We start from the raw sequence: 21,783 nt of genomic DNA on the forward strand, positions 1-21,783 counted from the left end.
TTCCTACTGACTCTTCGCGACCTGGGTGATGGACTTCGTCACGGCCTCGGGGGATTTGGATCCGGCGATGAGGGCGGCCACGCTGTCGTTGATCTCCTGGCCCACCGCGGGTGCGTACGCCTGGTCGAGGTAGAGCTGGAAGCCGGTGGCCCCGGCGATCGCGGTCGTGACCATCTTGAGGTTGGGGTCGGTCAGCGCGCTCTGCGCGTCCTTGAGCACCGGTACCGCTGCGGCCTCGGTCACCAGCTTCTTCCCGAAGTCCACGTCGGACATGAACTTCAGGAAGTCGACCGCGGTCTGCGGGGCCCCCTTGCGCAAAGCCATGCCGCCGCCCCCGCCGAACACCTCGGTGAGCTTGCCCGCCCCGCCCTCGACGGCCGGGAAGGAGAAGAACCCGAGGTCCTTGCCGATGCCCTTGCCCTGGTCCTGCTGTGTGATGGGCGCCCACTGGCCCATCAGCTCCATGGCCGCCTTGCCGTTGGACATGGCCGCCGCCTCGCCGCCCGGCTGGGAGTACGTGGCGCCGAGGAATCCGGTCTGGAAGGGCTGCAGATCGACCAGTTCCTTGAGGTGCTCGCCCGCCTTCACGAAGCCCTCGCCGGTGAAGTCCTTGTCGGTGGAGGCCTTCTGCATGGCGTCGAGGCCGGCGACGCGCATCGCCAGGTACGCCCAGTAGTACATGCCCGGCCACTTCTCCTTGCCGCCAAGCGCGATGGGTGTGATGCCCGCGGCCTTGAGCTTCTTCACCGCGTCCAGGTAGGCGGTCCAGGTGGTGGGCGGGGTGGTGATGCCGGCCTTGGCGAAGTGCGCCTTGTTGTACCAGAAACCGACGCAGCCGATATCGAACGGGTTGGCGTACGTCTTGGAGTCGAACTGGTAGGCCGTCATCGTCGCGGGCATGAACCCGCCCGACCACGGAGCGATCTTCTCGGTGATGTCCTCGACGAGGCCCGCGTCGATCTGCTGCTTGAGGACCCCGCCACCCCAGGTGTGGTAGATGTCCGGCAGCTTGCCCGAGGCGGTGAGCGCGGTCATCTTCGCCTTGTACGAGTCGTTCTCCAGCGTGACGATCTTGACCGTGACACCGGGGTTCGCCTTCTCGAACTCCTTGCAGCGGGCGGCCCAGATGCGCTTCCCGGGCTGGGTGGTGATGATGTTCCACCACTCGATCGTCTTGCCGTCCGAGCCCTTGTCGTCCGAGCTCCCGCAGGCACTCAGGGCAGCGGCGCCGAGCCCCGCCGCCGAAACGGCCAGAAAACCCCGGCGGGTCAGAGAAGTGTCGCCCAGTGGTCGCATCGCACACCTTCCGGAAGGAGTCCGATAATTATCGGACTGATGCAGCCGGAAGTTACGGACGTGATGAGCCCGTGTCAACAGATCGCACAGAAACGGAAGTTGAGCCTCAGCTTTTACGCGGGCGGGGCGGGGCGTGGCGCCCACGCCCCGCCCCTGCCCGCGCCGGCCTGCGGGCCGTCAGCCCGCGTACGGGGCCGTGCTCGCCCGCAGCACCAGTTCGGTGGCCAACTCCACCCGCGGGGAGTCCAGTTCCTCGCCCTTGGCCAGCCTCAGCACCGTACGGGCGGCGACCTTGCCCATCTCGGTCAGCGGCTGGCGCACGGTCGTCAACGGCGGCGCCGACCAGCGCACCTCGGGGAGGTCGTCGAAGCCCACCACGCTCAGCTCCTCAGGCACCCGCAGGCCCCGGCGGCGCAACGCCTCGATGGCGCCGAGGGCCATCTGGTCGCTGGAGGCGAAGAGCGCGGACGGCGGCTCCTGGAGCGCCAACAGCTGTTCGGCGCCCGCGAATCCGGACGCGTGGTAGAAGTCGCCCTGCACGATCAGCGCATCGTCGACCGCGATTCCCGCACCCTCCAGTGCGGCCCGGTATCCGTCCAGCCTGGCGCGCGAGCACAGCAGCCGGGGCGGGCCCGCGATGAAGCCGATCCTGCGGTGGCCCAGCGCGAGCAGATGTTCCGTCGCGGCCATCCCGCCCGCCCAGTTGGTGGCGCCGACCGTCGGTGCGTCCAGCGTCGGCGACCCGGCCGGATCGACCACCACGAGCGGTACGCCGAGCCGGTGCAACTCCTCGTGCAGTCCCGGCTCAAGGACCGACGTCACCAGGATGACGCCGTCCGACGCACGCGCCCGCAGGTTCTTCATCCACTGCCGGGCGGAGCCGGCGCGGTCGTGGATCGCGGAGACCACCGTGCCCATGCCGGCCGCGTGCGCGACCTCCTCCACACCGCGGATGATCTCCACGGCCCAGGGGCTGTCCAGGTCGTTGAAGACCAGGTCGAGCAGTGCGGCGCGGTCGCCGGGTGCCGTCGGGCGCCTGCGGTAGCCGTGTTCCCGCAGCAGGTCCTCGACCCTCGCCCGGGTCTGCGGCGCCACGTCCGAGCGGCCGTTGACCACCCGGGACACGGTCGGCACCGAGACGCCGGCCGCCCGCGCGATCTCGGTGATGGTCACCTTGCCCATTTCCCCCACCTTCTTCCACCTTCCCCTCCGCTCCGGACGCTTTCCTGAAATCTTGCAGAAGAGTTCCGGAAGGTACAGCCATGAAGCCTGTGTAGTGACAGAGCTTACGCAGGGCGGCGTTCGGCATACCGGCCGCGTACGCCGGAGAGCCGGTCAGCGCTGGGGGCGCGGACCGGCTCTCCGGGGGGCGTGCAACTAGTAATCGACGCTCTGCGTCTGCTCGGTGACCGTGACCTCGCCCGCCTTGATCGTGGCCAGGCGGGGGGCCTTCGCGGCCAGTGCGGAGTCGTGGGTGACCATGATGAAGGTCAGACCGTGCTCCTCGCACATGGTCGTGAGCACGTCCATGATGTCGTCCCTGGTGCCCTCGTCGAGATTGCCCGTGGGCTCGTCGGCGAGCAGCACCTTCGGCTTCTTGACCAGCGCTCGGGCGATCGCCACGCGCTGCTGCTGGCCGCCGGAGAGCTCCGAGGGGGCGTGCTGCAGACGCTCGCCGAGCCCCACCGAACGCAGTGCCTCGGCCGCCCGCTCACGCCGCTCGGCCGGCTTGACGCCCATCGGGACCAGAGCGGTCTCCACGTTCTCCTGAGCGGTGAGCGTGGGGATCAGATTGAAGCTCTGGAAGATGATCCCGATCTTCTCCGAGCGCACCTTGGTGAGCTTGGCCTCACTGAGGCGGGCCAGGTCGACCCCGTCGAGTTCGACGCTGCCCGACGTCGGCCGGTCCAGGGCGCCGATCATCTGCAGCAGGGTGGACTTGCCGCCGCCCGTGGGGCCCTGGATGACGAGGTGGTCGCCGTCCTCGATGACCAGATCGACGCCGCGCAGGGCGTGGACGGTCTCCTTGCCCCGCGTGTACTGCTTGGTGACTCCGGTGAGCTTGTACATGGGAGTTGCTCCTGGGGATTTCGAGAGTTACGCGACGCTGCGGAGCGCGTCGGCCGGGCGCATCCGGGACGCGCGCCAGCCGCCGAAGCCGCCGGCGATCAGGCCGCCCGCGATCGCGAGTCCTGCCGCGAGGGCGATGGTGGTCACGGAGACCGGGGCGGAGAGGGCGACCTCGATCGCCTTCGACGCGGACTGCCGGCCCGGGCCGCCGCCCATGCCGCCGCCGGGGCCGCCACCGCTCCCGCTGGATGCGGTGGAGCCGAGCTCGGCCGTCATCGTCGGGCTGATCGCGGTGACGACGTACGCCGCCGCCAGACCGATGCCGATGCCGAGAGCGCCGCCGATGAGCCCGTTGACGAAGGACTCGCCGACGACCTGCCGGGTGACCTTGCCGCTCTTCCAGCCGAGCGCCTTGAGCGTGCCGAACTCCCGCACCCGGCGGCTGACCGCCGAGGAGGTGAGCAGCGCCGCGACCAGGAAGGCGGCGAGCAGGACGGCGATGGAGAGCCACTTGCCGACGCTCGTGGCGAGCTTGGTGGCGGTCGAGAGCGAGCCGGAGACCGTCTTGGCGAGGTCGGCGGACGTGGTGACGGTCGTACCCGAAATGTTCTTCTGGATGGTCGACTTCACGGCGGAGATCTTCTGCGAGTCGGTGGCCTTCACATAGATCGTGGAGACCTTGTTCGCGGAGGAGGCCAGGGTCTGCGCCTGCTTCAGCGGGATGTAGACGTTGGCCGCCGAGTCACCGCTGGTCGCGGTCGAGATCCCGACGATCTTGTACTTCTTGGACTTGATGGTGACCGTGCCGCCCAGCTTGAGCGACTTCTCCTTGGCGTACGAGGCATCCACGATCGCGACCTGGGAGTTGGCCTGCGATGTGGTGAAGGTCGTACCCGAGGTGACCTTCGAGGAGGAGAGCGGGCCGAGGGTCAGGTCGGCCGTGTCCACCCCGTACACCGTGTAGCTGTTGACGTCGAAGGAGGCGCCGCCGCCCTGGACGCCCGGCGTACCGCCGCCTTCGCCGCCACCGGGGCCGCCCTGGCCGGAGCTGCCGGTGGTGGACTTCGCCTTGCCCTGGGTGAAGGTGCCGTCGACCTTCATCACGTTGAGGCTGAGCGCCCCGACCGCGTTCGAGACGCCGGTCTGCTTCGCCACGGCCGCGACCTTGGTGGAGGCCAGGGTCTGGCCGCCCGCGGTCATGACCCGGTCGGAGCTCTGGGACTTGCTGCTGCCGTTGGACTGGGCGTCGAAGTCGAACTTCGGCCGCGAGCTGCTGCTGGACGACGGCGCCTCGGCCGCCTTGGTGACCGTCATGTCGGTCCCGATGCCGTACAGCGACTTCAGCACCTGGGACTGGGCCTGCTTCATGCCGGCCGACACCGAGGTGACGGTGATGACCAGCGCGATGCCGAGCGCCAGGCCCATGGAGATCACCAGAGCGGCCTTCTTGCGCCGGCTCAGCTCACGCCTGAGATAGATCAGAAACATCCGGTTCCTCGCCGTTGTGCCCCAGGGGGACGGGGTGATGGGGCACAAGTTATGAACCGACGCTGCGTGATGCCTGGGGGAAGGTTGTGAGCCGCATATGAATGCGGACGTGTCACCCCGCTCTTGAACCTCCTGCGCGACGGGGGACCGCACCCTTGGGACCGGGTGGCGTGGCTGCTCAGGCATTGATCCCCGTCAGCAGAGCTGCTTCCTGAGCTACTTCGGCGCAGCGGCCAGTCGAACGGCCAGGCCCGCGAACACCGTGCCGCTGAAGATGTTGAGCCCTCGCGCCACGCGCCGGCTGCGCCGGAGCACGGTGGACAACCGGCCGGACAGCAGCCCGATCGAGCCGTCGACGGCGAATCCCATAACGGTGATCGTCATGCCGAGGATCAGCAACTGCACGGTCACGTGGCCGAGTTCCGGGTCCACGAACTGCGGCAGGAACGAGACGTTGAACAGGATCACCTTGGGATTGAGCAGGTTGGTGACAGCGCCCCGCCAGAAGGCCCGCCGCCTCACCGGGCCGGCTTTCCCATCCGCCTCGCCCACGCCCGGCACCGAACGGTCACGGAATGCCTTGACCGCCAGGAAGAGCAGATAGGCCGCGCCCGCCCAGCGCAGCACGTGGTAGAGCGTCGGAAGCGCAAGGAACAGCGCCGACAGTCCGAGCGCCGCGGCGACCGCGTGCACGAGCATCGCGCTGGCCACGCCCAGCGCGGCCATCACGCCGGTGGACGGCCCACCGCGCCCGCCGATGGCCACGATGAACATCATGTCGGGGCCCGGAGTGATGCACAGCACGAAGGCGGCGACCAGGAACGCCGCGTACAGAGATGTATCCACCATGGGTTCCATCCTGAGCGCAGGGGGGAAACGCGTCGACTCAATTCCAGTACCTGGGACGGCTTTTGGTAATCCGGAAGTCCCAGGAACGTTCCCACCCGCACGTGCTCAGCCCTCGGTGCGCTGCTCAGCGGGGCAGGTGTCGAGGTGCCGGGCAAAGTCGGCGAGCGTGCGGAAATCGTCCTCCAGCAGACCGATGCGCGGATTTACGTGGTGGAGGAGCCCGGGGCCCCGATGGTGGGCGGTCACGTACATCTCGTCGAGCTCACTCTGCTCGTCGTCCACCCAGGCGAAGGCACGGCCGTTGGCGTAGTCCACCAGAGGGCCGGTCTTCCAGTGGACCGCGTCGGGACGTTCTTGGAGCAGGGCGTCGCCGAAATCGACGAAGGGAAGTTCGGGAAGGCCGAGCACGGGGGCGATCCACCGATTGGCCTCGCCCATCCACGTGGTGGCCCAGCACAGCTCGTAGCCGAGTCGCAGCAGGGCCTGCCCGTGCTCGGGATTGAGCCAGACCCGCAGGGGCCGCCGCCCGAGCGGCAGCCTTTCTCCGGCCTGGGGCACTCTGAGCGTGGTGTAGCCGGCGGGTCGTCTTTCCGGTTTGGCCGCATAGGGGTTGAGCGGCCCGTCCACGTCGAGGAACAGCAGTGGTCGGTCCACGATCTCCCCCTTGCCCGGCATCGGCAGATCAGGTGGCGGTGAGTTCGGCCCTGGCTCGCAGGTCGCTCTCGTGGGACGGGACAATACGGCAGGTGAAGGACGGGACCGAGACCTCGTCGTCGTCCAGGCAGGCGCCGGTCTCCAGGTCGAAGCGCTGCTTCAGCAGCGGGGACGCCACGAACGTGCGGCCCTCGTGGGAGCCGATGAGGCCCCGGGACAGGACGTGCGCCCCGGTGAAGGGGTCACGGTTGCCGATCGCGTACGGGCGGGATGTGCGGTCCAGGAAGAGTGCGGCCTGGGTGCCGTCGGGGAGCAGGGCCGCCACCCCGCGGCCCGGGGTCAGCTCGGTGCGGTCGCATACGGTGAACCAGCCGTCGTCCAGGAGGAGTTGCAGCGTCACAGGGTTCGCGTCCCTTCGAGGGTGAGGAGCGTGAGGTCGGGCTTGATCTGGTCGCGTTCGGGGACGAAGGCGACCGACGGGTCCGGGGTGTCGGGGGCGTTGACGAAGGAGACGAAGCGGCGCAGGCGCTCGGGGTCGTTGATCGTTTCCGCCCACTCGTCGCGGTAGCCGGTGACGTGCGCCCGCATCATCGCCTCCAGCTCGTCGCAGAGGCCCAGCGAGTCGTGCACGACCACGTCGCGCAGGTGCTCCAGGCCGCCTTCCAGGCGCTCCAGCCAGGTCGAGGTGCGCTCCAGGCGGTCCGCGGTGCGGATGTAGAACATCAGGAAGCGGTCGATGAGGCGCACCAGTTCGGCGTCCGAGAGGTCCTGGGCGAGGAGGTCCGCGTGGCGCGGGGTCGCGCCGCCGTTCCCGCCGACGTAGAGGTTCCAGCCGTTGGCCGTGGCGATGATCCCGAAGTCCTTCGACTGGGCCTCCGCGCACTCGCGGGCGCAGCCCGAGACCGCCGACTTCAGCTTGTGGGGGGCGCGCAGGCCCCGGTAGCGCATCTCCAGGTCGATGGCCATACGGACCGAGTCCTGGACTCCGTAGCGGCACCAGGTCTGGCCCACGCAGGACTTCACCGTGCGGAGCGACTTGCCGTACGCGTGGCCGGACTCGAACCCTGCGTCGACCAATCGAGTCCAGATCAGGGGGAGTTGCTCCACCCGAGCCCCGAAGAGGTCGATGCGCTGGCCGCCGGTGATCTTTGTGTAGAGGCCGAAGTCGCGGGCCACCTCGCCGATCACGATCAGCTTGTCCGGGGTGATCTCGCCGCCCGGGATGCGCGGCACGATCGAGTACGAGCCGTTGCGCTGGAGGTTGGCGAGGAAGTGGTCGTTGGTGTCCTGGAGGGCGGCCTGCTCGCCGTCGAGGATGTGGCCGTTGCCCAGGCTGGCGAGGATCGAGCCGACCGTCGGCCTGCAGATCTCGCAGCCCTCGCCGCCGCGTGCGGACTCCCGGCCGTGGGAGTCGAGGATTGCGGCGAAGGAGGTGAGGCCGAGGGTGCGCACGATCTCGTACAGCTCACTGCGCGTGTACGAGAAGTCGGCGCAGAGCCCCTTGTCGCCGCTCGCGGGGAGCAGCTGGCCGATGAGCTTGACGCAACTCCCGCAGCCCGTACCGGCCTTGGTGCACTTCTTCACCTCGGGGAGGGTCGTGCACTGCTGGATGGAGTGCTTGGTGACGTTGTGGCAGGAGCAGATCACCGCATCGTCGGGCAGCGCGTCGGGGCCCAGCGCGACCGGCCCGCCGGTGGGGGCGATCAGCTGCTCGGGGGCGACCGGCGGGATCGAGCCGGTGAGCGAGCGGAGCAGGGTGTACGCCTCGGCGTCGCCGACCAGGACCCCGCCGAGCAGCGTGCCCTCGGAGGAGACGACGAGCTTCTTGTAGATGCCCGAGCGGGAGTCGGAGTAGACGACGTCCAGGCAGTCGGCGGCCGTGCCGTGCGCGTCGCCGAAGGAGGCGACGTCCACGCCGAGCAGCTTGAGCTTGGTGGAGAGGTCGGCGCCGGTGAAGGAGCTCTCCTTCTCCGCGATGGCGTCGGCGACGGTCAGCGCCATCTCGTAGCCGGGGGCGACCAGGCCGTAGACGCGGCCGTCGGATGCGAGCGCGCACTCGCCGATCGCGTAGACCGAAGGGTCGGAGGTGCGGCACTGTTCGTCGACCGAGACTCCGCCGCGCTCGCCCACGAGAAGGCCGCAGTCGCGGGCCAGTTGGTCGCGGGGGCGGACGCCTGCGGAGAAGACCACGAGGTCGGTGGCGACCGTGGATCCGTCCGAGAGCGACATGCCGTTGACCGAGCCGTCGTCGCCGGCGGTGACCGCCTGCGTGCCGACACCGGTGTGGACGGCCAGGCCCATGTTCTGGATCGTACGGAGCAGGGCCGCACCGCCGCCCTCGTCGACCTGGACGGGCATCAGCCGGGGCGCGAACTCCACGACGTGCGTCTCCAGCCCGAGGCCCTTGAGCGCGCCGGCCGCCTCCAGACCGAGCAGCCCGCCGCCGACGACCGCGCCGACGCGGGAGGTCTTCGCGTACTCCTCGATCGCCAGCAGGTCCTCGATGGTGCGGTACACGAAACAGCCCGTGAGGTCCTTGCCGGGGACCGGCGGCACGAAGGGGTAGGAGCCGGTGGCCAGGATCAGGGTGTCGTAGCCGATGACCTGCCCGGAGCGGGCGGTGACGGTCTTCGCGTTGCGGTCCACGGCGGTCGCCGGGTCGCCGAGGAAGAGCTCTATGCCGTTGGCGGCCATGAAGTCGGCCTCGACCAGGGAGAGTTCGTCGGGGGTGCTGCCCGAGAAGTACGAGGTGAGCTTGACGCGGTCGTAGGCGGGGCGAGGCTCCTCGCAGAGCACGACCACCCGGTGGGTGGCGGTCAGGCCGCGCTCGACGAGCGCCTCCAGGAAGCGCTGTCCGACCATCCCGTGGCCGACGACCACGATCGTGGGAGTGGGCATCGACATCTCAGGAGCCTCCAAGCAGGTGGAACAGCGGGGTGGAGGGGAGCGGCTCGTCGCCCTCCCAGGTGCGGGCGAGTTCGCCGACGGCCGTCAGATCGCCGAGGAGCACTCCGCCCACGAGGCGGTCGCCGCGGACGACGACCTTGCGGTACGCGCCGCGGGTGGCGTCGGCGAGGGCGACCACGTCGTCGCCCGGAAGGGGGGTGGTCTCGCCGAAGGCGGCGAGATCGAGCGGTCCTGGACCGTTGAGGGTCAGGCGGGTCAGGGAGCGGGTGCCGGTGTAGGCGCCGTCCCTGCCCGAGAGCAACTCGGCCAGGGCGTCGGCCTGTTCGAGGGCCGGGCCCGCGAGTCCGTACAGCTGCCCGTCGTGCTCGGCGCAGTCGCCGATGGCGCGGATGTGCGGATCGGAGGTGCGCAGCTCGTCGTCGACGACGATGCCGCGGCGCACGTCGAGCCCGGCGGCCCGTGCGAGTCCGGTGCGGGGGCGGGCGCCGCAGGCCAGGACGGTGAGGTCGGAGGCGAGGACGTATCCGTCGGCGAGCTGGACATCGCTGCCGCGCAGCCCGCGTACGTGGCACTCGGTGTGCACCTCGACGCCGAGGTCGGTGAGGTGCGTGCGGAGGAGTGCGGATGCGGCCTCGTCCAGCTGACGCTCCATCAGCCGCTCGCCCTGGTGGGCGAGTACGACCTGTGCGCCGCGCAGGGCGAGCGCACGGGCGGCGGAGACCCCGAGGAGGCCGCCGCCGATGACGACGGCGCGGGTGCCGGTGCGTACGGCGGTGGAGAGCGCGAGGCAGTCGTCGAGCGTACGGAACGGGTGGACGTTCTCCGGGAGTTCGTCGCCCATCCCGCGCAGCGGCGGCAGCACGGAGTTGGATCCGGTGGCGAGGACGAGCGTGCCGTACGGGACGACGCTGCCGTCGTCGCACAGGACGCGGCGCTCCTCGCGGTCGATGCGCATGGCGCGCACCCCGGTGCGTACGGGGGTGTCGGGCAGGGCGATGACATCCGCGCCGTACCGTCCGGCGAGGACCTCGGCGAGCAGCACCCGGTTGTACGGCGCATGCGGCTCCTCGCCGAGGACGGTGACTCCCGCCCCCAGCTGCCGGGCCAGCCGGGACCCGGCGGTCCCGCTCCCGATCACCACGATGTCGTTGCGCATACCCGCAGCGTGCGGGCCGGGTGTTACCCGTCGGCATCCCGTTCGTTTCCCACGGGGCACGTTGCGCTCAGCGCGGTCGGCCTTACGGTGTGAGGGCGGTCGGTGTGAGGCGGGGCCGTGCGAGGGGGGTGGGGTAAACCGAACCCCCGACCTCCGTGCAGGCACGATCGATCGGGGCCGCAGACAGCGGCAGCCTTGAGCCATGGACCTCACACAGCACGTACCGGCAGCCCGCAGCCTCCGCCCCGCAGGCCGGATCGGCGTGATCCCGCGCACGATCCTGCGCGAGCCCTTCCGCGCCCAGACCTGGCGCAGGCTGGCCTACATCGTGCTCGCGCTCCCCGGCGGCCTCCTCTGCGTCCCGCTCGCCCTGGTCGGCGGCCCGGCCGGCCGCATCCAGCGCGCGCTGGCCCGCCGACTGCTCGGCGTACAGGTCGACGCACCACCGCGCACCGGCCCGCTCGCCCTCGCCCACGCGGTGATCAGCACCCCGCTGAACCTCATCGCCGCCACGGTCACCTGCTACTTCTGGACGGTCGTGGTGATCAACATCGGCTACCCGCTGCGCCCGGACAGCGACCCCTCGGGCGCCTGGGGCGGCCCCACGATGGCCGGCGCGTGGGCGCTGCACGCCGCAGGCGGGGGAGTGGGCTTCCTCCTCCTCACCCCCTGGGTCATGAAGGGCTTCGCCGCTCTGCAGACCCGGCTGGTCAAGGACTTCCTCGGCAGGGACCGTACGGGCCTGGTGCGGACGGCCGCGATCGCGCTGGCCGTCGCCGCGGCGTGCGCGCTGCTCTCCATCCCCGTGATCCACCAGCTCTGACGCTGCTCTCCCTCTCTGCTCCTCCCCGCTGATCTTCTAGGTTGACCCCATGCGAAACGCGCTGCGCGCCCTCCTCTACGCGCTCCTGGCACTGCCCCTCGCCCTGGCGGGCCTGGCGCTGGTCCTCGCCGGGCTCGTCGCCGGGGGCGTGCTGAGCGTGACGCCGCTCGGGCCCTGGCTGATCGCGCTGACCGTGCGCGGGGCGCTCGCGCTGGGAGGACTCCAAAGGGCGCTGCTCAGGCGGCTCCTGGACGTACGCATCGAAGCGCCGCAGCCCCTCGGCGGCTCAGGCTCCGGAGCCTTCGGCTGGCGGCGTGCCGTCCTCGGCGACCGGTCCGGCCGGCGGGCCGTCGGCTGCGCGCTCGCGGCACCGCTGACCGCGACACCGCCGCTGGTCGCCGTCATCGCCGGGTACGCGTACGGGGCGCTGTTCCTCCTGCACCCGCTCGTCAAGCGCTGGAACTACTTCACGGTGCACGAGCCCGACGGATCGACGCGACATGTCTCTCTGGAGATCGGCGGCGTCCAACTCGACTCCTGGCCAAGGTGGTTGGCGGTCGTCGTCGCCGGGGCCCTGCTGCTCTGGCTCGCCCCGCGTCTCGTCCGCTGGTCCCTCGTACCGCACCGCTTCCTGCTGGCCGGGCTCCTCGCCCCGGATGCCGCCGCCCGGCGTATCCGCACCCTGGAGGAGACCCGCGCCCAGGCCGTCGACGACGCCGCCGCGACCCTGCGCCGCATCGAACGCGATCTGCACGACGGAACCCAGGCCCGGCTGGTCGGACTCGGCATGCACCTCGCGATGATCGGCGAACTCATTGCCGCCGACGCCGACCGCGAAAGCCTCCTCAAGGTCGTCGCCACCGCCCGTTCCAACGCCCAGCAGGCGGCCGCCGACCTGCGCCATCTGGTCAAGGGCATCCACCCGCCCGTACTCGACCAGGGCCTGGACACCGCGCTCGCCACGCTCGCCGCGGACAGCGCGCTCCCGGTCACCGTCACCGCGGACATCCCCCAACGCCCCGCCCCCGCCCTGGAGTCGATCGCGTACTTCTGCACGGCCGAACTCCTCGCGAACGCCGTAAAGCACAGCGAGGCCACCCGGGTGGAGGTGACGGTGACGGCGTACGAGCACAGGCTGCGCCTGAGCGTGCGCGACGACGGGCGCGGGGGAGCGGTGGTCGGCGCGGGCAGCGGACTGACCGGGCTGCTGGCCCGGGTGCGCACCGTGGACGGCACGTTGACCTGCGACAGCCCGGCCGGAGGCCCTACGGTGGTGAGCGTCGAACTCCCGTACCGCTGAAGGATCCACCACCATGCGCGTCGTCATCGCAGAGGACTCCGCGATCCTGCGGGACGGTCTCGTCCAGCTCCTGGGCCTGCGCGGAGTGGAGGTTGTCGCGGCGGTCGAGGACGCGCAGGCACTGCTCGCGGCGGTCGCCGAACACCGCCCGGACGCAGCGGTGATCGACATCAGGCTGCCCCCGGACCATACGGACGAAGGTCTGCGTGCGGCGATCGCGATCCGTGAGTCGTCGCCCGGAGTCGGCGTGATGATCTTCTCCCAGTACGTGGAGACCAAGTACGCCGCTCAACTCCTGGGCGGCGGCGCGGCGGGCGTCGGCTACCTGCTCAAGGAACGCGTCGTGGACATCGGCGAGTTCGTCGACGCACTGCACCGGGTCGCGGCCGGTGGCACCGCGCTCGACCCCGAGGTGGTGGCCCAGCTCTTCGGCGCCGGCCGCCGGGCCTCGGCGCTGGACACGCTGACGCCGCGCGAGCAGGAGGTGCTGGGGCTGATGGCGCAGGGGCGTACGAACCAGTCGATCGCCGCGGGCTTCGTCGTATCGGAGCGGGCGGTGGAGAAGCACATCGCGAACATCTTCACCAAGCTGGATCTGCCGCCGTCCGACGGCGGTCACCGCAGGGTGCTCGCGGTGCTGCGCTACCTGGAGGAGCACACATCATGAAGGCCGCCGTGACCACCGGCGCCGGCCCCTGCGGGAACCTGGATTAACCACCGCTGAGCCGCTCCTCAAGCCCGCCTTAAGGATCGCTCCCGCAGCCCTGACCAGGGCCTTCGCGCCCTCGCGCGCGCATAGATTCGCTTCCTGTGACGACAGAGGCCCCCGACCAGCACCGCCCCACCCATCCCGCGCTGTCCGCGTATCTGCAGCAGACGGGAGCCCGTGGGGAGGCGGGCGACGCGCACAAAGCGCCGGACCGGAGGACGCGGCGTGCGCCACGTGCGCCACGTGCGCCGCGTGCGCACCGGCGCGCATCGTCGGCTGTGCGGGTGTCGGCCGCCCGGCCGGGGTCGCACCCTGCCCCGCCCCTGCGCCTCGCCCCCCGCGCCCTGCGCGCCGGGATCGGGGCCGGGGCGTTCGTCGTCGTCGCGCTCTGGGTCCTGCAGGCCGAGGCATCCGCCCGGCTCGACGCCATCTTCGCCTCCGGCGCGCACCTCTCCGGACTCCTCGCCGGATACGGCATCCTCACCATGCTCCTCCTGATGGCACGCGTCCCCGCCATCGAGCACGGCGTCGGCGCCGACCGGCTCGCGCGCTGGCACGCCTTCGGCGGGCGCTACGTCCTCACCCTCTGCGCCGGCCACGCCGTCCTCGCCCTCTGCGGATACGCCGCCCACACCGGCACCGACCTCCTCACCGCCACCACCGACCTCCTCGGCTACGGCGGCATCGCGGCCGCCCTCGCCGGCACCGTCCTCCTCGCGGCTGTCGGGGTCAGCTCAGTCCGCCGTATCCGCGAGCGACTGCCCCACGAGACCTGGCGCGCCGTGCACTTCCTCACGTACGTCGGCGCGGCACTCGCCTTCGCCCACCAGCTGGTGGGACCCGACATCGCGAGCAGCGCCGTCTCGGTCTGGCTCTGGGCGATGGCGCACGCGACCGTGGCCGTGCTGCTGATCTGGTACCGGGTGGTCGTCCCCATCCGCCAGGCCCTGCGCCACAGCCTGCGCGTCGTCGCCGTCCGCCACGAATCCCCGGACGTCGTCTCCGTCGTCATGCAGGGGATCGACCTCTCCCAACTCCAGGTGGAACCAGGCCAGTTCTTCCGCTGGCGCTTCCTGCAGCGCCGCATCTGGCACACCGCACTGCCCTTCTCGCTCTCCGCGCCCGTACACGGCGACACCCTGCGCATCACCGTCAAGGCGGTCGGCAACCACACCCGCCGCATCCGCCGCCTGCGCACCGGCACCCGCGTCCTGGCGTCGGGCCCCTTCGGCGCGATGACCGCCCACCGCCGCACCCGCCGCAAGGTCCTGCTGCTCGCGGGCGGCGTCGGGATCACGCCGATGCGCGTCCTGTACGAGACCCTTCCGGCAGGCCCCGGCGAACTGACGCTCCTCTACCGCGCGCACAACGCCGCCCAGCTCGTCCTCCGCGCGGAGCTGGAGGAGATCGCGCAGCGCCGCCGGGCCGCCCTGCACTACCTCCTCGGCCCCTCCGACTCCTCCTTCGACCCCCTCGCGCCCCAGGCCCTGCGCAATCTGATCCCCGACATCGCCGACCACGACGTGTTCCTGTGCGGGCCGCCCGGCATGGCGGCGGCGGCGACCGCCGCGCTGGAGAAGGCGGGCGTGCCCGAGGACCGCATCCACTCCGAGCAGTTCACGTACTGACCCCGAACCCCCGAACCGACCGAGGAGCCGAGCCCCCCCCATGGCCCGCCACCGCAAACCGCCCGCCCCACGCGCCGCCCCCACCGACCGTGCCCGCCGCCGCCTCGCCGCCGCTCTCCTCGGTACGAGCGCCCTCGCGGCCTCGGTCCTGGTCGCCGTCGTCACCCCGACGGCACCGCCCGCACCCGACCGGACACCCCCCTCATCAGCGGGAACCTCAGATCTGGCTCAGCAATCCGGCCATTGATGGACAGGACACGTACCGGCTCCTTACTGTCGCGTTCATGCTCATGCCGCCCGACCTCTCCCTGACCACACTCGTCTTCCTCTGCCTCGCCGCAGCAGCGGCAGGCTGGATCGACGCGGTGGTGGGAGGCGGCGGACTGCTCCTGCTGCCCGCCCTGCTCCTCGGACTGCCGCAGGTCCAGGCCGTGCACATCCTGGGCACCAACAAGGCGGTGTCCATCGTCGGGACCACGGGCGCGGCAGTGACGTATCTGCGCAAGGCGCCGGTCGATGTGCGCATGGCCGTACGGACAGGACTCGCGGCCCTCGCCGGCTCCATGACGGGGGCCTTCTTCGCGGCGGGCATCAGCAGCGCGGTCCTGCGCCCCGTGATCATGGTGGTGCTCCTCGCCGTCGCGGCATTTGTGATGCTGCGCCCTGCATTCGGCACGGCCCAGCAGGGGGACGCCCCAGTGACGCGGGCCCGCATCGCGACGGCCATCGTGCTGGTCGGCGGCGGAATCGGCTTCTACGACGGCCTGTTCGGCCCCGGCACGGGCACCTTCCTGGTGCTCGCGCTGACCGCGGTGCTCCACCTCGACCTGGTGACGGCATCGGCGACGGCCAAGATCGTCAACGTCTGCACGAACGCAGGCGCCCTCGCTATGTTCGCGTACCAGGGCGTGGTGATGTGGGAACTGGCCGCGATCATGGCGGTGTTCAACCTGGCGGGCGGGATGCTGGGCGCGCGGATGGCGCTGCGCAAGGGCAGCGAGTTCGTGCGGGGAGTCCTGCTGGTGGTGGTGTTCTCCCTGGTGGCGAAGCTGGCGTTCGACCAGTGGACCGGCTGAGGCCTGCCTCAGATCTCGTCCCAGGGGACGTCCGCGTAGGCCTCGCCCACCGTCTTCATCAGCGCCTCGTCCACCCCGAAGTCCGTCCCGTCGATCCGCCGCACCGGCGCGAAGCCCTGCGAGTTGGTGACGAAGGCCGCCCGGTACGCGCCCAGGCCGTCCAGGGCCACCCGGCGCCGTACGGACGGAAGCCGCGGTTCGAGCAGCGCCATGGTGATGCCGAGCAGCGAGGGGGCATCGGGCCAGACGACGGCATCCCCGTCCCAGAACGCGATGTTGGTGATGGCGCCCTCGGTGATCACGCCGCCCTCCCCGGTCAGCAGCGCGTCGTCGAAGCCGGCGTCGACGGCGGCCCGCCCGTAGTAGGTCTGGGCGAATCCGCCCAGATGCTTGATGTGGGGGACGGGCCGCGCGTACGGAACGGACATCAGGCTCTGCGCGGACTCGGCCATCGTGGCCGGGGGCCGCACGGTGACGGCCAGGGTCGCGGCTTCGGCGTCCGGGGCCCAGTACACGTACACCCGCGTCGAGGCATCGAGCACCCCCGCCCGCTCCAGCGCCCCGCGCACCAACTCCCGTACGTGGCCGCCGTCGAGACCGGCGCCGAAGAGCTCGCGGGTGGCGGAGTCGAGCCGGCCGAGGTGATGTGCGAGCCCACGGACCCGCCCGCCCCGCACCTGCATGGCGGTGAAGTGCCCGTACGAGAAGAACGCAGGGACGACGAGAGGGGCCTGGGAGGGGACGGGGCGGCCGTCGATCTCAATGTGCATGCGGCAAAGGTACGTCCCACCCGGCCTGCTTGACCTCAACCAAACTTGAGGTGTGACGCTCTCGGCATGGACCCGAACACGAAGCCCCTGCGGCTCACCGTCATCATCGCCAGCAACCGTCACGGCCGATTCGCCGACACGGTCGCCACCTGGTTCCTCGACCGGGCCCGTCACCACGACGACCTCGACATCACGGTGCTCGACCTGGCCGACACGGACCTCCCCACGGCGCTCTCCCACTCGCCCGCGCCCGAGGTCGCGGCGGTGCTCGACCGGGTCACGCCCCAGCTGGAATCGGCGGAGGCCTTCGTGGTCATCACGCCCGAGTACAACCACTCCTTCCCCGCGTCCCTCAAGAACCTCATCGACTGGCACTTCACGCAGTGGCAGGCCAAGCCGGTAGCCTTCGTCTCCTACGGAGGAATCTCGGGCGGCCTGCGCGCGGTCGAGCAACTGCGCCAGGTCTTCGCCGAGATGCACACGGTGACGGTCCGCGAGACGGTCAGCTTCCACCATGTGCACGGGCAGTTCGACACGGACGGCACGCACAAGGACCCGGAGGCGCCGAACGGCGCGGCGAAGGTGCTGCTGGACCAGCTGGCCTGGTGGGCGCTGGCGCTTCGGGAGGCGAAGTCGGTCCGTCCGTACGGAGGTTGATGCGGGGAGGGTGGCCCCTGCGCGAGGCGGGGGCCACCCTCTGGCTCCGGGTCAGCCGACCGTGACCGCCGACCAGGCCACCGCGACCGCGGCGTGATCCGCCGGACACCCCCTAAATCGGGTGGGTTCCGGTCCGGGCCGGGTGATAGGAACTGGTCGCATGGAGTTCCTCTGTTATCACCGTGACCGGATCGGCTCACTCTCGCTGCGCGACGAACTGCTGGAAGCGCACTGGTCGTACATGGACCGGTACGAGAAGGAGCTGATCGCCCGCGGCCCGACCTTCTCCGGCCCCGACGACGACGCCGTACCCACCGGCAGCGTGCACATCGTCGACCTGCCCGACGCCGCCACCGCCCGCGCGTTCGCCTTCGACGAGCCCGGCTATCAGGCCGGCATGTACCGGGACGTGCTGGTGCGCAGGTGGCGCAACACGCTGGGGACCACCATGTGGGAGTACCCCGGCGGCCGTTCCGGCGGCAGCCGATACCTGGTGCTCGGCCTCGGCGAGGGAGAGGCGGCCGACCTCGCCCTGCCGCCGAACCGTGAGGACCTGATCGCGTACGGCCCGCTGCTCGCCGACGACGGTACGACCTGGCTGGGCACGGCCGCGCTGGTCCGCGCGGCGGACGCCGGGACGGCGCGAGCCGTGCTCACCGCGGACCGCTATGCCGACATCGAGGTCCACGACTGGACCTTCGGCGGGCGGCGCTAGAGCTCCGCAGGCCCCGCCCCGCGCTTCTCGCGCTCCTCGCGCTCCACCCGCACCGCGCACACCTTGAACTCCGGCATCTTCGACGTCGGGTCCAGCGCCGGGTTCGTCAGGGTGTTGGCGCGGCCCGCGCCCGGCCAGTGGAACGGCATGAACAGCGTGTCCGGGCGTATCGACGCGGTGATCCGCGCCGGGGCCGTCGCCTCGCCCCTGCGGGACGTGACCGTCAGGGGGTCGTTCTCCGCGACGCCCAGGCGCTCGGCCAGCCGCGGGTGCAGCTCCACGAAGGGGCCTGGGGCCGCCGCGTTGAGGTCGGGGACCCGGCGGGTCTGGGCGCCCGACTGGTACTGGGACGCCACCCGGCCCGTCGTCAGGTACAGCGGGTACTCCGCGTCCGGCTCCTCGGCCGACGGGCGGTGGCTCACCGGCACGAAGCGGGCCCGCCCGTCCGGCGTCGCGAACCGCTCCAGGAACAGGCGCGGCGTGCCGGGGTGTCCGGGCGCGGGGCAGGGCCAGAAGACGCCGTCCTCCGCCTCGATGCGGTCGTACGTGATGCCGGAGTAGTCGGCAGGCCCGCCTGCCGAAGCGCGGCCCAACTCCTCGAAGACCACGGCCGGTTCCGTGGGAAAACCCTTCTCGTGGCCCAGGGCGCCTGCCAGCTCGTGCAGGACCTCCAGGTCGCTCCGTACGCCCTCGGGAGCCGTCAGAGCCTGCTTGCGCAGGAGCACCCGGCCCTCCAGGTTCGTCGTGGTGCCGGTCTCCTCCGCCCACTGCGTCACGGGCAGGACCACATCCGCCAGCGCCGCCGTCTCCGACAGCACCACGTCCGCCACCGCGAGGAAGTCCAGCGAGCGCAGGCGCTCCTCGATGTGGGAGGCGCGGGGGGCCGAGACCACCGGGTTGGAGCCCATCAGGAGCAGGGTCTTGATGTCGGAGCCCAGCGCGTCGAGCAGTTCGTACGCGCTGCGGCCCGGTCCGGGGAGGCTGTCGGGGTCCACGCCCCAGACCTCCGCCACGTGCGTGCGGGCGGCCGGGTCGTCCAGCTTGCGGTAGCCGGGCAACTGGTCGGCCTTCTGGCCGTGTTCGCGTCCGCCCTGGCCGTTGCCCTGGCCGGTGAGGCAGCCGTAACCCGAGTTCGGGCGGCCCGCGTGACCCGTCGCGAGGCAGAGGTTGATCCAGGCGCCCACCGTGTCTGTGCCCTTGGACTGCTGCTCGGGGCCGCGCGCGGTGAGGACCATGCCGCTTTCCGCGTCGCTGAACAGCCTTGCCGCTTCGCGCAGTTGGGGGACGGGGACTCCCGTGATGCGCTCCACCAGCTCCGGCCAGTGCGCCATCGCGGCGGCCCGCGCCCCCTCCCAGCCCGACGTTCGCGCGGCGATGAACTCCTCGTCCGTACGGCCTTCGGCGATGATCAGATGCAGCAGGCCCAGGGCGAAGGCCAGGTCGGTGCCCGGGCGGGGAGCCAGGTGCAGGTCGGCCTGCTCGGCCGTGCGGGTGCGGCGCGGGTCGACGACGATCAGCTTGCCGCCGTTCTCCTTCAGACGGGTGAAGTAGCGCAACGCGGGCGGCATCGTCTCGGCCGGGTTCGAGCCGACCAGGATCACGCAGCCGCTGCGCTCGATGTCCTCCAGGGGGAAGGGCAGGCCGCGGTCCAGGCCGAAGGCGCGCTGGTGGGCGGCGGCGGCCGACGACATGCAGAAGCGGCCGTTGTAGTCGATCTGGGATGTGCCGAGCGCTACCCGGGCGAACTTCCCGAGCGTGTACGCCTTCTCGTTCGTGAGGCCGCCGCCCCCGAAGACCCCCACCGCGTCGGGCCCGTGCTCGCGCCGCGTCCCGCGCAGGGCTCCGGCGATCGCGCCGAGCGCCTCCTCCCAGGTGGCGGGCGCCAGTTCGCCCGTCCCGGGGTCGCGCATCAGGGGCTCGGTGAGGCGTACGCGCGAGGACAGCACGTCAGGGGCGGTGCGGCCCTTCCCGCACAGGGCGCCCTTGTTCACCGGGAAATCCGGGCGCTCCGCCACCTCCACACCGCCGCGACCGTCCTTCGCCGGCTGGAGATTCATGCCGCACTGCAGGGCGCAGTACGGGCAGTGGGTGGCCGTCGTGGCCGGTGTCGGCGTCGCGGTGGTGGCTGGGAGCATGCGCCCAGCGTGCGTCAGCGGTGTTACGGCGCCGCGCGCACCGGATTACGCCGCCGGTACGCGCACCTCCGCCCGGCCGCTACCGCGCCGTGAGGGCCCGCCGCACCCCGTCCTCCTTGGGCCCGAGGAACGTCGGGTCCGGCTGGAAGACCGCGTCCAGCGCCGCCTTGCCCGCCGCGAAGACCTCCCGGGCCCCGCCCGCGTACCAGGTCACGTCGTGCTTGGCGTCGACCCCGACCCCGTACGAGGAGACGCCCGCGGCCTGGCAGAGCGCGATGGCCCGCCGGATGTGGAAGCCCTGGCTGATGAGGACGGCACGGTCGACCCCGAAGATCTTCTTGACCCGTACGCAGGAGTCCCAGGTGTCGAAGCCCGCGTAGTCGCTCACGACCTTCGCCGCCGGGACGCCGTGCTTCACGAGATAGGCGCGCATGGCGTCGGGCTCGTCGTACTCCTTGCGGCTGTTGTCCCCCGTGACCAGCACCACCTTCACCTTGCCCGCCGCATACAGTTCGGCCGCGGCGTCGAGGCGGTTCGCCAGGTAGGGGGAGGGCTCCCCGTCCCAGAGCCCGGCGCCGAAGACGACCGCCACATCGGTCGCGGGCACATCGCCGGTCGTACGGATCCGGTCCGATGCCGCCGCCTGCATCCAGGTGGCGGGGGTCAGCGCGAGGACGCACGCCACCATGAGGCCCTGGACGGCGCGGCGCTTGCCGCGCTGCGTCCTCGGCAGGTGTGGCCTGCGCATTTCTGTCTCCTACGGGGTGTGGGCTCCGGACGAAGCCGTCCTGAGTGATCGGACGCGCGGGGCGGCCGGGCGGTTGCGCACGGGCATGGTTCGGCGGGGGCCGAAGCGTTCCGGGCCTAGCGTGCGGGGCATGACGACCACCACGCATGAGTTCGCCCGGTACACCGACGTACGATCCGCTCTCGCGAACCCTCTGCTGGTCCCGAACCCCGCTGATCCGGGGCCTGCTGGGACGGTGGCCTGGCTGCGCGCCACCGTCGCCCGGTTCAGCTCGGGCGAGGAGCATGCGCGGCGCCGGGCCCTGGTGGAGGCGGAGCTGGCGCGCCTCGACCCGGCGGCGCTGCGCAAGGCGGTCGCGGGGGAGGGCGAGGCCAGGACGGAGGTGGTGCGCGCGCTGGCCGAGGCGATGGGGATCGCGGAGCCGGACGCTGTCGCCGACGCGGTGGGCGTGGTGGCGGGGGCGTACTTCGGCGGGGGCGGCGCGGAGGAGGACGCGGCGGTGGCCCGGCTGGTGGGGCTGGTGGAGCCGGCCGGGCCGGCGGATCCGGAGACGGTGGCGCAACGGATCGGGCTGCTCGTGCAGGCGTGTGACGCGACGGGAGCGCTGGTCGACAAGGCGCGGGAGGCACGGGCGTCCGGCGGGACCGTCGAGGCCCGGCTGCTGGAGACGCTGCGCCACGACCCGCCGGTACGGGTCATGCGCAGGACCGCCGCAGGGGACACCCGTATCGGCGAAGTCGCCGTCGCCGAGGGCGACCTGGTGCTGCTGGACATCGCCGCGGCCAACCGGGACCCGGAGGCG

General features: G+C 71.3%; 20 protein-coding genes. 8 read left to right on the forward strand and 12 right to left on the reverse strand.

The genetic code is table 11. The features are described 5' to 3' along the window. Positions 1–3: 3 nt before the first annotated feature. The 9 genes from AB0H78_RS34660 to AB0H78_RS34700 all read right to left on the reverse strand — a co-directional run bounded on the left by AB0H78_RS34660 (position 4) and on the right by AB0H78_RS34700 (position 10,420). Positions 4–1,287 (reverse strand): extracellular solute-binding protein, encoded by a 1,284-nt coding sequence (locus AB0H78_RS34660; protein ID WP_363238803.1) that lies wholly within the window; start codon positions 1,285–1,287, stop codon positions 4–6. Positions 1,288–1,473: 186 nt separating this feature from the next. Further along, a complete protein-coding gene (locus tag AB0H78_RS34665; RefSeq protein WP_363238765.1) occupies positions 1,474–2,478 on the reverse strand; it encodes a LacI family DNA-binding transcriptional regulator in 1,005 nt (334 codons plus the stop codon). A gap of 195 nt (positions 2,479–2,673) precedes the next feature. Beyond that, entirely contained in the window at positions 2,674–3,366 is a 693-nt protein-coding gene (locus AB0H78_RS34670) for an ABC transporter ATP-binding protein (RefSeq protein ID WP_363238766.1), read from the reverse strand. Positions 3,367–3,393: 27 nt separating this feature from the next. Beyond that, positions 3,394–4,854, reverse strand: coding sequence for an ABC transporter permease (locus AB0H78_RS34675; RefSeq protein ID WP_363238767.1), 1,461 nt, complete (start codon positions 4,852–4,854; stop codon positions 3,394–3,396). Between the two features lie 216 nt (positions 4,855–5,070). After that, positions 5,071–5,703 carry a LysE family translocator gene (locus AB0H78_RS34680; protein WP_363238768.1) on the reverse strand — a complete coding sequence of 211 codons (633 nt, stop codon included), beginning with the start codon at positions 5,701–5,703 and terminating at the stop codon, positions 5,071–5,073. A 105-nt stretch (positions 5,704–5,808) separates the two neighbouring features. Next, positions 5,809–6,357, reverse strand: a complete 549-nt coding sequence (locus AB0H78_RS34685; RefSeq protein WP_363238769.1) for a hypothetical protein — start codon at positions 6,355–6,357, stop codon at positions 5,809–5,811. A gap of 28 nt (positions 6,358–6,385) precedes the next feature. After that, positions 6,386–6,757 carry a nitrite reductase small subunit NirD gene (gene nirD, locus AB0H78_RS34690; protein WP_363238770.1) on the reverse strand — a complete coding sequence of 124 codons (372 nt, stop codon included), beginning with the start codon at positions 6,755–6,757 and terminating at the stop codon, positions 6,386–6,388. Next, entirely contained in the window at positions 6,754–9,255 is a 2,502-nt protein-coding gene (nirB, locus tag AB0H78_RS34695; protein WP_363238804.1) for a nitrite reductase large subunit NirB, read from the reverse strand. The genes nirD and nirB overlap by 4 nt, the downstream gene beginning before the upstream one ends. A gap of 7 nt (positions 9,256–9,262) precedes the next feature. Further along, complete coding sequence (locus AB0H78_RS34700) at positions 9,263–10,420, reverse strand: FAD-dependent oxidoreductase (protein ID WP_363238771.1); 1,158 nt, start codon at positions 10,418–10,420, stop codon at positions 9,263–9,265. A 202-nt stretch (positions 10,421–10,622) separates the two neighbouring features. Between AB0H78_RS34700 and AB0H78_RS34705 the strand changes: the two genes are divergently transcribed. From AB0H78_RS34705 to AB0H78_RS34730, 6 genes are all read left to right on the forward strand, one after another. Then, complete coding sequence (locus tag AB0H78_RS34705) at positions 10,623–11,243, forward strand: hypothetical protein (protein ID WP_363238772.1); 621 nt, start codon at positions 10,623–10,625, stop codon at positions 11,241–11,243. 49 nt (positions 11,244–11,292) lie between these two features. Then, a complete protein-coding gene (locus AB0H78_RS34710) occupies positions 11,293–12,543 on the forward strand; it encodes a sensor domain-containing protein (RefSeq protein WP_363238773.1) in 1,251 nt (416 codons plus the stop codon). Between the two features lie 13 nt (positions 12,544–12,556). Continuing rightward, on the forward strand, positions 12,557–13,210 hold the full coding sequence (locus tag AB0H78_RS34715) for a response regulator transcription factor (RefSeq protein ID WP_363238774.1): 654 nt from the start codon (positions 12,557–12,559) through the stop codon (positions 13,208–13,210). Between the two features lie 143 nt (positions 13,211–13,353). Beyond that, on the forward strand, positions 13,354–14,880 hold the full coding sequence (locus AB0H78_RS34720) for a ferredoxin reductase family protein (protein WP_363238776.1): 1,527 nt from the start codon (positions 13,354–13,356) through the stop codon (positions 14,878–14,880). A 40-nt stretch (positions 14,881–14,920) separates the two neighbouring features. After that, complete coding sequence (locus AB0H78_RS34725) at positions 14,921–15,127, forward strand: hypothetical protein (RefSeq protein ID WP_363238777.1); 207 nt, start codon at positions 14,921–14,923, stop codon at positions 15,125–15,127. A 37-nt stretch (positions 15,128–15,164) separates the two neighbouring features. Beyond that, positions 15,165–15,956 (forward strand): TSUP family transporter, encoded by a 792-nt coding sequence (locus AB0H78_RS34730; RefSeq protein WP_363238778.1) that lies wholly within the window; start codon positions 15,165–15,167, stop codon positions 15,954–15,956. 8 nt (positions 15,957–15,964) lie between these two features. Here the strand turns inward: AB0H78_RS34730 and AB0H78_RS34735 are convergent, their stop codons facing one another. Continuing rightward, complete coding sequence (locus AB0H78_RS34735) at positions 15,965–16,726, reverse strand: aminotransferase class IV (protein ID WP_363238779.1); 762 nt, start codon at positions 16,724–16,726, stop codon at positions 15,965–15,967. 66 nt (positions 16,727–16,792) lie between these two features. Between AB0H78_RS34735 and AB0H78_RS34740 the strand changes: the two genes are divergently transcribed. Further along, the gene (locus tag AB0H78_RS34740) at positions 16,793–17,383 is read left to right on the forward strand and encodes an NAD(P)H-dependent oxidoreductase (protein WP_363238780.1); all 591 of its coding nucleotides are present in this window, start codon (positions 16,793–16,795) and stop codon (positions 17,381–17,383) included. A 160-nt stretch (positions 17,384–17,543) separates the two neighbouring features. After that, a complete protein-coding gene (locus tag AB0H78_RS34745) occupies positions 17,544–18,098 on the forward strand; it encodes a YciI family protein (protein ID WP_363238781.1) in 555 nt (184 codons plus the stop codon). Here the strand turns inward: AB0H78_RS34745 and AB0H78_RS34750 are convergent. Beyond that, on the reverse strand, positions 18,095–20,233 hold the full coding sequence (locus tag AB0H78_RS34750) for a molybdopterin oxidoreductase family protein (RefSeq protein WP_363238782.1): 2,139 nt from the start codon (positions 20,231–20,233) through the stop codon (positions 18,095–18,097). The two genes, AB0H78_RS34745 and AB0H78_RS34750, sit on opposite strands and share 4 nt — an antisense overlap. 79 nt (positions 20,234–20,312) lie before the next feature. Beyond that, entirely contained in the window at positions 20,313–20,981 is a 669-nt protein-coding gene (locus tag AB0H78_RS34755; RefSeq protein WP_363238784.1) for an ElyC/SanA/YdcF family protein, read from the reverse strand. Positions 20,982–21,783: the final 802 nt, after the last annotated feature.

This window comes from Streptomyces sp. NPDC050738 (genome assembly GCF_040654175.1).
Taxonomy (GTDB): Bacteria; Actinomycetota; Actinomycetes; order Streptomycetales; family Streptomycetaceae; genus Streptomyces.

What these genes read in the sequence shown, in the direction of transcription:
- AB0H78_RS34740 (WP_363238780.1), top strand. Translation starts at nt 16,793, where the DNA reads ATGGACCCGAACACGAAGCCCCTGCGGCTCACCGTCATCATCGCCAGC.
- AB0H78_RS34750 (WP_363238782.1), bottom strand. Translation starts at nt 20,233, where the DNA reads ATGCTCCCAGCCACCACCGCGACGCCGACACCGGCCACGACGGCCACC.
- AB0H78_RS34755 (WP_363238784.1), bottom strand. Translation starts at nt 20,981, where the DNA reads ATGCGCAGGCCACACCTGCCGAGGACGCAGCGCGGCAAGCGCCGCGCC.
- AB0H78_RS34680 (WP_363238768.1), bottom strand. Translation starts at nt 5,703, where the DNA reads ATGGTGGATACATCTCTGTACGCGGCGTTCCTGGTCGCCGCCTTCGTG.
- AB0H78_RS34735 (WP_363238779.1), bottom strand. Translation starts at nt 16,726, where the DNA reads ATGCACATTGAGATCGACGGCCGCCCCGTCCCCTCCCAGGCCCCTCTC.
- AB0H78_RS34665 (WP_363238765.1), bottom strand. Translation starts at nt 2,478, where the DNA reads ATGGGCAAGGTGACCATCACCGAGATCGCGCGGGCGGCCGGCGTCTCG.
- AB0H78_RS34670 (WP_363238766.1), bottom strand. Translation starts at nt 3,366, where the DNA reads ATGTACAAGCTCACCGGAGTCACCAAGCAGTACACGCGGGGCAAGGAG.
- AB0H78_RS34710 (WP_363238773.1), top strand. Translation starts at nt 11,293, where the DNA reads ATGCGAAACGCGCTGCGCGCCCTCCTCTACGCGCTCCTGGCACTGCCC.
- AB0H78_RS34700 (WP_363238771.1), bottom strand. Translation starts at nt 10,420, where the DNA reads ATGCGCAACGACATCGTGGTGATCGGGAGCGGGACCGCCGGGTCCCGG.
- AB0H78_RS34730 (WP_363238778.1), top strand. Translation starts at nt 15,165, where the DNA reads ATGCTCATGCCGCCCGACCTCTCCCTGACCACACTCGTCTTCCTCTGC.
- AB0H78_RS34675 (WP_363238767.1), bottom strand. Translation starts at nt 4,854, where the DNA reads ATGTTTCTGATCTATCTCAGGCGTGAGCTGAGCCGGCGCAAGAAGGCC.
- AB0H78_RS34725 (WP_363238777.1), top strand. Translation starts at nt 14,921, where the DNA reads ATGGCCCGCCACCGCAAACCGCCCGCCCCACGCGCCGCCCCCACCGAC.
- AB0H78_RS34715 (WP_363238774.1), top strand. Translation starts at nt 12,557, where the DNA reads ATGCGCGTCGTCATCGCAGAGGACTCCGCGATCCTGCGGGACGGTCTC.
- nirB (WP_363238804.1), bottom strand. Translation starts at nt 9,255, where the DNA reads ATGCCCACTCCCACGATCGTGGTCGTCGGCCACGGGATGGTCGGACAG.
- AB0H78_RS34705 (WP_363238772.1), top strand. Translation starts at nt 10,623, where the DNA reads ATGGACCTCACACAGCACGTACCGGCAGCCCGCAGCCTCCGCCCCGCA.
- AB0H78_RS34745 (WP_363238781.1), top strand. Translation starts at nt 17,544, where the DNA reads ATGGAGTTCCTCTGTTATCACCGTGACCGGATCGGCTCACTCTCGCTG.